Here is a 10,349-nt window from a genome sequence, read left to right as displayed (position 1 = left end):
CTCCGTCAAACGATCATCTCTCCGGCCTGCACGAGTACCTCGCGCCCACCCCACACCAGCACCGTGACCTGCGAAATCAGGATGAAAATCTCTCACTGACCGCGACCGGCACCCCGGTCGGCACCCCGGCCTGGATGGCCCCGGAGCAAGCCCGCGGTGAGCGGGTCACGGCGGCAGCCGACGTCTACGCCTGGGGGTTGGTCATCGCGTTCGCCGCACTCGGCCGCTCCCCTCGCTCGGCCAGCGACCTTACAGAACTCCCCGGGCGGCTGCGCGAGGGAATCGAATACGCACTCGGAGAGAACCCGCAGGACCGCCCCGGCCTTCTGGAACTCGCCGGCATCGTGCTGGGCGAGGAACCACCGGAGGCGTCCGCGCTCCGCGGCCGCGTGCAGCGGATCCTGGCCGATCGCTGGCGCCCGCACGTCGACCCCTCGCCCTACGTCCGGGCCGCCTCTCAACTGCTCGACGCAGGCGATGCACGGGAAGCGGCCACACCGGCAGCTCTGCGGATCCTGCGCTTCGTGACGGCCCACGTACGGCCCCAGCCCGAATCGCCTGGCTACCACGACACGATGACCGCGCTCCTGGCCGCCGAGTTCATGCTCGCAGGCCTCTGCCTCGACGCCGGCCAGGAGGAGGCCGATCGTCACTTTCTGCAGATCACCCGCCTGGACCCCAACGCCCGCTGGCTCGAAGGACGGGCCGCCTACGCCCTTGGCTCCTGGTGCCTGAGGCAGAACGACCACACCGCGGCATGTACCTATCTGCGGCGTGCAGCCCAGGACTCCGCGTACACGCTGCGGGCCGCCGGGTGGCTGGTCGAGTTGCTCTGGCACACGGCACCGGACGAGGCGCTCTGGTGGATCGAGATCGCTAGGAGTGGAGAGGAAGAAGGGGCAAACGCTCTATTCGCCGCGGTCCGCATTTACGGTGAGCGCGGCCAGGCGCAGCGGGCGCGCGAGGCATACCAGGAGTGGTACGACAGGTATCCGGCGCAGCGTCTGCCGGCCAAGATGGCTCTGGCCTGGGCACTGCACCTGTCCGCCCAGCCCGAAGCCTCGAACACACTGTTCCAGGAGGTGCACGACGACCCGCGCTTCGCGCAGCAGGAACCAGAGCTGCGGGCGCTGGTCGAGGAACGGCTACGGCAGTCCGCGGACAGCGCAGGTCAGGCTCGCTCGGAGTAGATCAGCCCGAGCGCCCGTACTTCCCGGCCGGCTATCACCACCCGCGTGTCCGGCAGCCGGACACGCTGCTCGCTGCCATCCGTCCTCTCCGTCACCCGAACGATTGGCGCCCCCAGGATAAGTTCCCGCCGGTCCACGTCGAGGGTGTTGGAGATCCGGACCAACTCGCCCCGCAGCACCGTCCCGTCGCAGAGCCGGACCGTCGCGATCTGCCGCACGTCGCGCAGCCCCAACGGCACCTGCTCCCAACTGCGCACCCAGCCGCTGACAACCTCGAACCGCTTGCCCCGCCCGCGGGAACCGAAGAGCCGGGCGCCCAGGACACGGTCGGCCAGCAGCACGAGAGCCAACACCACGGCCAGTTCAGCCGCCACCGTCCACACCGGCAACACCACGGAATCAGCGGCAGTATGTCGCCCACACACCCAGCGGTCGAGCGCACGCACCATACCGGCATTGACGAGCCACAGACCCCCCAGTACCAGCACAGTGGACAGCGCACTGAAAACCGCACTGGCAAGGGCGATCGATCCGCTCTCCCGGAACGCCGACTCCGGCCTGGGAGCCCGCTGGCTGTCACCCAGCCGCGCCCACAGGACACCAGGGGCCACGAAGAAGACAAAGCCGAGAACGGCCCCGAACGTGCCGAGACTCACCGCGCCGACGCGCCCGGCTGCTCCAGGTCGGGCTCCGGGGCCCGCTCCTGATCGGTCGGCGCCAGCAGCTCCTCCACCGTCTCGGGCGCCGTCGGCTCGGGCGATGGTGTCACCTCCGAGTCGCCCGCCTGCGGCAGTTCACTCGGAAAGACAGGCACTGGGCGCCGTCTCCTCACCACTGGAGCACCCCCCGGTTGTCGGTGCGGCCGACTCTGCCAGCCAGCAGTAGCGTACTCAGAAACCGCTGCGCCGGCCTGCCCGTTGGGCCCACCGATCCCTGGGCGCGCAAGCAGCGGCGGCTTCGTTTCAGGCGGCTCCCACCACGCTTCGGTGTGCACCGTCGTCTGCACGCTGGGGACCCTTGCAGGCGACGTCAGACCGGGGCGGGCTCTTGGCGCTGGCCTGTGGGCGTGTCATTCCGATGTGGCCCATTCGCGACGGCAGCAGCATGGTCGTCATCGGTCTTCGTGATGCGGCGGGGAGCTGGAGGCACGCCCATACCTGGGTGCCGTCTTTGTCGGTGGCCGCCTGCCAGCGGATGGCCAGGGCTTCGACGAGATGCAGCCCGCGTCCGCCCTCGGTGTCTTCGGTCGTTGTGCATGCGGTGAATAGGAGTGTGGGAGCGGCCTTGGTCGGCGTCGCTCAACAGCGAGGAGGCACCAGGTGGTCACGGTTGGATACATGGTCTCGTACCGGGGGCATCCGGCGTGGGAGTCTGGGGTGTTCGAGGGCCGCCGAGCAGGGAAGTGGTGGGGAGGGTGAGCGGGAACCGGCTGGCGGGGGCGGGGTTCCTGGCCGCGGCGGGAGCCGTGGTGGTGGGCGCGCCTTCAGTGTTGGCGGCGGCCGGGGTGACGGACTGGCGATGGCTGGGCGTAGCGGCGATGGTTGGTCCTGCGGCGGCCCTGCTGTCGGGGGTATGGCGCGCGCGGTTCGAGGGGGCCGTGCAGGCACGTGACGACCGGGCGCGAGAGTTGGCGGAGGGCAGCTACATGCCGCGGGGGAAACTGCCGCGGGTGCGTGAGGTTGATCCGGTCACGCTCGGGGTCCATCCCGCGCCAGCGAGGGAGGCGGATACTGGGCCTGCCCTTCCAGACGGTGGAACCAGCCGGGATCGGGTTCCTGCGTACATCGAGCGGGACGCCGATCGGGAGTTGCGGGCGCAGCTGGGTGTCTCGGGGTTTGTGCTGCTGGTGGGCGACTCTACCGCGGGGAAGACACGGGCGGCGTTCGAAGCGGTCCGGGCTGTGCTGCCCGGGCATGTGCTGGTCGTCCCGCAGGGCCGCGGAGGAGTGGCGGCCGCGGCACTCACGGCGGGGACGATACGGCGGTGCGTGTTGTGGCTGGACGATCTGGAATTCTACGTTGGAGCAGGCGGTCTGTCGCGCCATCAGGTCGCCGCGCTGCTCGCTGGGAATGGGCACCACCGGGTGATCGTCGCGACGTTGCGGACCGCGGAGGAGGACCGGCTCGCAGCCGCGGGTGAAGACGAAACGATCCGACAGGTACACCGCGACGTCCAAGCGGTTCTCGGCCTGGCTCATCGGATCTTCCTCGAACGGACGTTCACGGCAGCGGAGCGGAGTCGGGCAGGGGAGCTGGCGGGTGAGGATCCTCGGATCGCTGACGCGCTGGCCCACGCCGGCACCTACGGCATCGCCGAATACCTGGCGTGCGGGCCACGGCTGTTGCAGGAGTGGGAGAACGCCTGGTCCCGGGGGGCACATCCGCGGGGAGCGGCACTGATCTCGGCGGCCGTCGACCTGCGTCGTGCGGGTTACCTCACGGGCGCGCCCGTGCAACTCCTGGAAGAAGCACACACCGCCTACCTGGAAGCTCGGGGCGGTGCCCGGCTCCGCCCCGAGACCATGGAGGAGGCATGGCGGTGGGCCACCGAAGTCCGGCAGGCAGGCAACCCCCTGCTCCAGCCCGCCGAGGCCGACCGTGTTGAGGTGTTCGACTACCTTTTGGACGTTACTCAACGCCACAGCCCGGCCGGACGGCACGTCCCGGCTGAGGTGGTCACCGCCGCGCTGGGGTATGCCGATGCCTCCCAAGCCGCTGACCTCGCGGCTACTGCCTACGGCGATGGCCGCTACCAACTCGCCGCCACCGCCTACCGGCAAGCTCTCGCCTCCAACATCGACCAGCATGGCCCCGATCATCCCGATGCCCTGACCAGCCGCAGCGATCTCGCTCTTGTGCTCTGGGCGCTGGGTCGGCCTGCCGAGTCCGAAACCGAGAACCGGACGGTCCTGCGGACCCGGACGCGGTTGCTGGGCCCTGATCACCCCGACACCTTGACCAGCCGCGGCAACCTTGCCTCTGGTCCTATGGGAGCTGGGCCGATTGACTGAGGCCGAGACCGAGAACCGCGCTGTCCTGGAGGCTCAGGCGCGGATCCTCGGCCCTGATCACCCCGATACGCTGATCAGCCGCCCCAACCTCGCCAACGTCCTGCGGGACCGAGGAAGGTGGGCGGAGGCGGAGGCCATGAACCGGGCGGTCCTGGAGACACGAACAAATCTGTTGGGCCCTGATCACCCCGACACGCTGACCAGCCGCCACAACTTCGCCACTGTCCTACGGGACCTGGGGCGGTGGGCGGAGGCCGAGGCCGAACACAGGACGGTCCTGGAAAGTCGGATACGACTGCTCGGAGCGAACCACCCCGCCACATTGGCCAGTCACAGCAGTCACGCGAAGGTGCTGCGGGACCTGGGTCGGCTGGCGGAGGCAGAGGCAGAGCACCGGGCTGAGATGGAGGCCGGCGTGCGGTTGTTCGGGGTCGATCACCCCGATGTGCTGGGCAGCCGCAGCGATCTCGCTGTCGTGCTGCATGACCTGGGCCGGTGGACGGAGGCCGAAGTTGAGCACCGGGCGGTCCTGGCGGCCCGAATGGGATTGTTCGGAGCTGAAGCCCCCGACACGCTGATCAGCCGCTGCAATCTCGCCGTCGTGTTGCGGGACCTGGGCCGATTGGAGGAAGCCGAGACCGAGAACCGCGCTGTCGTGGAGGCACAGATGCGGGTGCTCGGTACCGATCACCCCCACACGAGTCCGAGCTTCGGGCGGCCTTGGAGGCTCAGCTACGGGTACTCGGTACTGATCACCCCCACACTCTGGCCAGCCGCGGCAACCTCGCCCTTCTCATGCGTGACCTGGGCCCCCGGGAAGAAGCCGACCAGCTCACTGACCCAGAGGGACGGCAATCGTGACGACGACGGTCACTGCAGAAGAGCTACACCCAAGTCGATTGGGCCGATCCGGGTCGGTGCCGTACAGTTCACCGTATCGACGCGGGGTGGAGCAGCTCGGTAGCTCGCTGGGCTCATAACCCAGAGGTCGCAGGTTCAAATCCTGTCCCCGCTACTCAGACGTGAAGGCCCGGTATCCACCGGGCCTTCACTGCGTGTGGGCCGGTTCGGACCTGGTTCTTGTCGAACAGGGCACCGAGGTCGCACAAGGCGTCAACGTACTGGGCTGCACCGAAGCCGTACGCCGCCTCGGTAATCTGCCCCCGCGACCCGGGGCAGGTCGTTGAGTCGACCAACTCCTCAACGGCTCGGGCACGGAGGTGCGCAATGCAGGATCCGCGATTCCGGGAGCACCGTCGGCTGATCATGAGCACTGTCCGAGCAAATCCGGGTGATCACTGAGCACCGGATCCGGCGGAAGCGGACGCTGTGATCCTCGGTCGCGCTGGCGAACTGAGATCGGGACGTTGACGAGCCCGAACACGAGGGAGCCGCTCCACACGCTCGGCATGGCACACCTCCAGGGCAGCCCCGAGCAGCACCAGCCTAAGCCGCGGGCGCGGCCCGTAGGAGGAAGGCCCGCCTGCGCCCGCAGTCCTACGCCTCGGGCGCCTGGCGCAGGTCCAGGAAGCAGCGCAGCTGGATGCCGGGCTCGCCAGGCTCCCGGATTGTTCGGTCCGCCGGAGAGATCGCGCAGCGCGCGGCGAGCAGCGCCTGGACGGTGAGGGCTGTCTGGTCGTCGCAGGCCGCGATCTTCACCACGGCCAGCCCTGGCTTCGCCACATTCGCTTGGTTGATCGGCCTCATGCACGGCACTACGCGCCGGCGCCTGGCTGGTGGCCAACCCGCTCGCCTCGCCAGAAATTATCGGGGACTTGGACGGCTGGACCTTGCACCGGCTGCGGTACTGCGCACTCACCCACGACTCCGAGGGCGGCATCTCTACTCCAGTGCTGTTGGCCCGCTCCCGGCGTGCCTCCGTCCGCTCCCTGGAGCGGTAGGCCCGACACGTCGCCGAGCGTGACCCGGCCGCCCGCCGCAGGTAAACCCGAGTACCTCAGGGCTTCAAGATCATCCCTTTGCCTGTTTGATGCGTATCTCACACCCCCTCAGGTGTGTGTCGGCGGTGTCGCGGACTCGGCCGCTGCGGGGGCTGCGGGGGTGGTGGTGCGACGGGAGGTCATCGCGGCGGCGGCGATCGCGGTCGCGGACAGGATCGCCCCGGCGGTGGCCAGGGCGGCTTGCGCGGCGGCGCGTGGCGCCTGTGCGCCGGCAAGGTAGATGCCGCCGGCGACCGCGACGCCGAGCGTGCCGCCGAGTTGCTGGACGGCGTTGAGGAGCCCGGCGGCGGAGCCGGTCTCCTGCGGTCCGACGCCGCGCAGCGCGGTGGTGAAGAACGGCGGCGTGAACAGGCCGGTGCCCAGGCCCGCGACGGCGAGCGCGAACGGCAGCGCTGCGGGGTACGCGTCGGGGGCGCTTGCCCGGTAGGCGAGGACGGCCGAGGCCAGGCCGGTGGCGAGGGTGGCGATGCCGGCGTGCATGACGCGGGTTCCGTGGCGCGGGACCAGATAGGCGCCCGCGGCCCATGACCCGGCGGCCAGTCCGGTCGACCACGGCAGCAGCGTCAGGCCTGCAGTGAGCGGGCCGCGGTCGAGGCCCAGTTCCAGGTGCAGCACCACGGTGATCATGACGGCGTTCATTACGGCGAAGAACAGCGTCGAGGTGGCCAGCGCCGCCGGGAATGCGCGTCCGCGCAGCAGTGCCGGTTCGATCAACGGGGCCCGGCCCAGGCGGGCGGTGCGGCGCTGGTGGGCGATGAACAGCGCGAGGACGGCGGCGCCTGCTGCGGCGGTCGCCCACGCCACCGGGCTCGGGGTGCCAGTGGCCAGCGGGCACACCACCAGGGCAGTGCCGGTCATCGCCAGCACGGTCCCGGCCGGGTCCAGGCGCGGGCGGGACGGGGCGCGGTCCTCGCGCAGTTGCGGCGCGATCGCCAGTACAGCGGCGGCGAGGGGGAGGTTGACGAGGAAGACCGCGCGCCACGACGACCCGAACACGTCGGCGTGCGTCAGGACTCCGCCGAGCACCGGTCCAAGCACCGCGGACAGGCCCATGACCGGGCCGATGGTGCCGAGTGCCTTGGGCAGTTCGTCGCCGTCGAACATCGCCCGGATCAGTCCGAACGTCTGAGGGATGATCAGCGCTGCGGCGGCGCCCTGCAGCACGCGCAGCCCGATCAGAGCCTCGGGGGTCGGGGTGAGCGCGCACGCCAGCGAGGTGGCGGCGAACGCGGCGACGCCGATGCGGAAGACGCGGCGGCGGCCGGCGATGTCGCCCAGCCGGGCGCCGGTCAGCAGCCCGAGTGCGAACGCGAGGGTATAGGAGGCGCTGAACCACGGGATGGCGGCGTCCGCGCCGCCGAGGTCGGTGTGGATGACGGGGCCAGCGACCTGGACGATCGTCGCGTCGAGGAGGTTCATGGCTTCGGCGACCAGCACCGCGGCCAAGGCGAGCCACCGCCACCGGTACGCGGGCTCCGACGCCACGGCCGCAGGCACAGACTCGGGCGTCGGCTCGGTCGCGGCGTCCACGTCCGGGCCCGGATTCTGGCTCGGGTCGGCGGGTGTGCTGCGGTGCGTGGCGCGGGACATGCTCTCTCCCCCTGCGGTGTCCGGGACGGCGGCCCGCCCCGGTGGAGCGGCCAGTGACCACCGTGCCAACCCACCCGTACCGGCTTCCAATCTCGAAGCCGGGATGGGTAATTATTTCCATCAAGGTCGGCTAGTTTGATGAATATGCTTGTACTGGACGACCTGGACCGCAGTCTGATCCACGCCCTGCAGGTGGACGCGCGGGCGCCGTTCACGCTCGTCGCCGACGTCCTCGGCTCCTCCACGCAGACCGTGGTGCGCCGCTACCGCCGCCTGTACGCGCAGGCTGGCCTGCGCGTGGTCACGCTGCCCGCGCCGCGCAGCTCCGGCACCCACCAGTGGTTCGTGCGGCTGACCGCCGCGACGCGCAACGCGCACGACATCGCCGTCGCGCTCGCGCGCCGCCCCGACACTTCGTGGGTACGGCTGACCTCCGGCGGCACCGAAATCGTGGCGATCATCCACACCACGCCCGCGGGCCCGGACGCCCACGCGCTGCTGCTGCGCGACATCCCGCGCACCGCGGGGATCACCGCGGTCTCCGCGCACTACCTGCTGCACACCTACCTCGGCGGGCCGACCGCGTGGCGCGGCCGTGTCGACACCCTCGACGCCGCACAGCAGGCGCGGCTGCGCGCCGAGAGCGGCGCAGGCCCCGGAGCGGACACCGCCCGCACGCACACCACCACGGCGGCCCACGGCGAGTCGGCGGCAGGAGCCGGGCCGGAACCGGGGCCGGGAGCGCCCGCGTACCTGCTCACCGACGCCGACCGACTGCTGCTAGACGCGCTGCGCGACGACGCCCGCACCAGCTACGCCGACCTTGCCGCCGCGACCGGCTCGACCGCGTCCACGGTGGCCCGCAGGCTCGCCGAACTGCGTGCGCGCGGTGCGCTGTTCTTCGACGTGGACATCGACCCGGCGCTCCTGGGCGTCACCGTCTCGGCGCTGCTGTGGATGCAGGTGGCGCCCGCGCACCTGGACGACGTTGCCACCGCGCTGGCCGGGCACGAGGAACTGGCGGTGGTCGCGGCGACGACCGGTCCGACGAACCTGGTCGCGCACGCGCTGTGCCGGGACGCCGAGGAACTGCACCACTACCTGACCCGGAAGGTGGCGTTGGACGCGATCGCGCGGATTGAGACCGCGCCGGTGCTGCGCACCTACAAGGCTGCGGCGACGCTGCGGACCGGCTGAGTAGGGTCGCAGGCTGGCGCGGTGGCTGATGCCCCGTTTCCAGTCCCCGACCCTACCGATGCCCGAACCGCCCGCACCTGCTGGGACCTGGACCGTTTCTCCGTTGTCCGCTGACTCGTTGGGCTGAACCAGTGAACGGGGCAAGGGAAACGAGAGGGGCACCCGAACGTGGGGCGGGATCTGGGTCTGGATGGGGTGGTGGACCACTTCATCTTGTCCGGCGACGAGGCAGGCTGGTTACGGAACATAACCGGGGCCACGAGGCTGGGATTCGCTGTCCAGCTCAAGTTCCTGACCTGGCGCGGCCGGTTCCCCGGGATGCGCCTGGAGCTACCGCCCGATGCAGTCGAGCACGTCGCCGAGCAGGTCGGCGTCGCCGCGTCCGAACTGGAAGCCTACGACTTCACCTCCCGCGCCGCGAAACGGCACCGCAGCGAGCTGCGGGACCTGACCGGTTGCACAAGTGCACGAAGACCGACTTGGTCAAGCTCGTCTCGCACCTGGTGGACGTGATCTGGCACGACGAACGCCGCGAGGAGCAGGTGCGGGCCGAGCTGCTGCGGCAGATGCGCGTGGACCTGATCGAGCCGCCGACCGCGGCCCAGGTCACCACGACGTTCCGCGCTGCACCACGCCGACGAGCGTGCCGTCGCCGAGGTCGCCGCACGGCTCGCGCAGACGGAGGGCCGTCCCCGTCGGCTGGATGCGCTGGCCTTCACCGACTCGACCGGCGACGACCCCGAGCAGGGCGACGGTGCGGCCGTGGACGGCGACACCTCGGACGAGGACGAAGACGACGTGGAGTCGGTGCTGGTCGACATCAAGGCCCATCCGGGGAACGTCAGCCTCAACTCGCTGCTGGACGAGATCAAGAAGCTCAAGCAGGTTCGCGCCGGGCGAAACTGCGCCATCTTGCCGGGGGCGTGCTACGGCTTGGGGTGGGTCGTGGGAGTGTGAGAGCTGGTCAGTTGTATGGCTGGGATGGGGGTGGGGCGTGGCTGCGGGGGACCGTGGGATACCCGAGCTGACTCGGGTGCATTGGGTTCTGATCGGTGTGGTTGTGGCGGGCGTTGTGGTCATTGCGGGTATCGGTTTCGCGGGTTCGTACGTGGCGGTCCGTGAACTGGCGGTGAAGAAGGGCTTCGGCACCTTCGCCTACGTCTTCCCGATCGGCATCGACGCCGGTATCTGCGTCCTCCTGGCGCTGGACCTGCTGCTGACCTGGATCCGCATCCCGTTCCCGCTCCTGCGGCAGACGGCGTGGCTGCTGACGGCGGCGACGATCGCCTTCAATGGCGCGGCGGCCTGGCCGGACCCGCTGGGCGTCGGTATGCACGCGGTGATCCCGGTTCTGTTTGTGGTGGCGGTCGAGGCCGCCCGCCATGCGATCGGGCGGATCGC

The 10,349-nt window shown here is 70.2% G+C and carries 12 protein-coding genes and 1 tRNA gene; 8 read left to right on the top strand and 5 right to left on the bottom strand.

What is annotated here, in order from left to right; all coding sequences use genetic code 11:
• A partial coding sequence (locus ABT114_RS49310) for a serine/threonine-protein kinase (RefSeq protein WP_502988534.1) occupies positions 1–1,190 on the top strand: 1,190 nt, incomplete at its 5' end.
• Here the strand turns inward: ABT114_RS49310 and ABT114_RS49305 are convergent.
• Both ABT114_RS49305 and ABT114_RS49300 read right to left on the bottom strand, forming a co-directional pair.
• Positions 1,172–1,846 carry a DUF6338 family protein gene (locus ABT114_RS49305; RefSeq protein WP_351153639.1) on the bottom strand — a complete coding sequence of 225 codons (675 nt, stop codon included), beginning with the start codon at positions 1,844–1,846 and terminating at the stop codon, positions 1,172–1,174. The two genes, ABT114_RS49310 and ABT114_RS49305, sit on opposite strands and share 19 nt — an antisense overlap.
• Positions 1,843–2,004, bottom strand: coding sequence for a hypothetical protein (locus ABT114_RS49300; protein ID WP_351153636.1), 162 nt, complete (start codon positions 2,002–2,004; stop codon positions 1,843–1,845). Before ABT114_RS49300 ends, ABT114_RS49305 begins: the two co-directional genes overlap by 4 nt.
• Positions 2,005–3,177: 1,173 nt before the next feature.
• On the opposite strand from ABT114_RS49300, the gene ABT114_RS49295 reads away from it, so the two are divergent.
• The 3 genes from ABT114_RS49295 to ABT114_RS49285 all read left to right on the top strand — a co-directional run bounded on the left by ABT114_RS49295 (position 3,178) and on the right by ABT114_RS49285 (position 5,215).
• A complete protein-coding gene (locus ABT114_RS49295) occupies positions 3,178–4,200 on the top strand; it encodes a tetratricopeptide repeat protein (protein WP_351153633.1) in 1,023 nt (340 codons plus the stop codon).
• Entirely contained in the window at positions 4,193–5,164 is a 972-nt protein-coding gene (locus tag ABT114_RS49290; RefSeq protein WP_351153631.1) for a tetratricopeptide repeat protein, read from the top strand. Before ABT114_RS49295 ends, ABT114_RS49290 begins: the two co-directional genes overlap by 8 nt.
• Positions 5,142–5,215 (top strand) — tRNA-Met (locus ABT114_RS49285). The genes ABT114_RS49290 and ABT114_RS49285 overlap by 23 nt, the downstream gene beginning before the upstream one ends.
• A gap of 482 nt (positions 5,216–5,697) precedes the next feature.
• On the opposite strand, the gene ABT114_RS49280 is transcribed toward ABT114_RS49285, so the two are convergent.
• Complete coding sequence (locus tag ABT114_RS49280) at positions 5,698–5,907, bottom strand: DUF6207 family protein (protein WP_351153629.1); 210 nt, start codon at positions 5,905–5,907, stop codon at positions 5,698–5,700.
• 68 nt (positions 5,908–5,975) lie between these two features.
• On the opposite strand from ABT114_RS49280, the gene ABT114_RS49275 reads away from it, so the two are divergent.
• Entirely contained in the window at positions 5,976–6,101 is a 126-nt protein-coding gene (locus ABT114_RS49275) for a hypothetical protein (RefSeq protein WP_351153627.1), read from the top strand.
• Between the two features lie 108 nt (positions 6,102–6,209).
• Here the strand turns inward: ABT114_RS49275 and ABT114_RS49270 are convergent, their stop codons facing one another.
• Positions 6,210–7,751 (bottom strand): MFS transporter, encoded by a 1,542-nt coding sequence (locus ABT114_RS49270; RefSeq protein WP_351153624.1) that lies wholly within the window; start codon positions 7,749–7,751, stop codon positions 6,210–6,212.
• Between the two features lie 144 nt (positions 7,752–7,895).
• Between ABT114_RS49270 and ABT114_RS49265 the strand changes: the two genes are divergently transcribed.
• Both ABT114_RS49265 and ABT114_RS49260 read left to right on the top strand, forming a co-directional pair.
• Positions 7,896–8,948: an Lrp/AsnC family transcriptional regulator gene (locus ABT114_RS49265; RefSeq protein WP_351153642.1), complete on the top strand. Its 1,053-nt coding sequence runs from the start codon at positions 7,896–7,898 to the stop codon at positions 8,946–8,948.
• Positions 8,949–9,116: 168 nt separating this feature from the next.
• Complete coding sequence (locus ABT114_RS49260) at positions 9,117–9,461, top strand: DUF4158 domain-containing protein (RefSeq protein WP_351153622.1); 345 nt, start codon at positions 9,117–9,119, stop codon at positions 9,459–9,461.
• A gap of 93 nt (positions 9,462–9,554) precedes the next feature.
• On the opposite strand, the gene ABT114_RS49255 is transcribed toward ABT114_RS49260, so the two are convergent.
• On the bottom strand, positions 9,555–9,779 hold the full coding sequence (locus tag ABT114_RS49255; RefSeq protein WP_351153619.1) for a hypothetical protein: 225 nt from the start codon (positions 9,777–9,779) through the stop codon (positions 9,555–9,557).
• A 229-nt stretch (positions 9,780–10,008) separates the two neighbouring features.
• Here ABT114_RS49255 and ABT114_RS49250 point away from each other — a divergent pair.
• Positions 10,009–10,349, top strand: a 341-nt coding sequence (locus tag ABT114_RS49250) for a DUF2637 domain-containing protein (protein WP_351153616.1), incomplete at its 3' end; no start/stop codon positions are given.

The organism is Streptomyces sp. NPDC002088, assembly GCF_040296605.1.
Taxonomy (GTDB): Bacteria; Actinomycetota; Actinomycetes; order Streptomycetales; family Streptomycetaceae; genus Streptomyces.
This window is presented reverse-complemented; position numbering and strand designations above follow the sequence as displayed.

Coding starts and splice junctions, on each gene's coding strand:
- ABT114_RS49280 (WP_351153629.1), bottom strand. CDS start 5,907: ATGAGGCCGATCAACCAAGCGAATGTGGCGAAGCCAGGGCTGGCCGTG.
- ABT114_RS49270 (WP_351153624.1), bottom strand. CDS start 7,751: ATGTCCCGCGCCACGCACCGCAGCACACCCGCCGACCCGAGCCAGAAT.
- ABT114_RS49265 (WP_351153642.1), top strand. CDS start 7,896: ATGCTTGTACTGGACGACCTGGACCGCAGTCTGATCCACGCCCTGCAG.
- ABT114_RS49255 (WP_351153619.1), bottom strand. CDS start 9,779: ATGGGCCTTGATGTCGACCAGCACCGACTCCACGTCGTCTTCGTCCTC.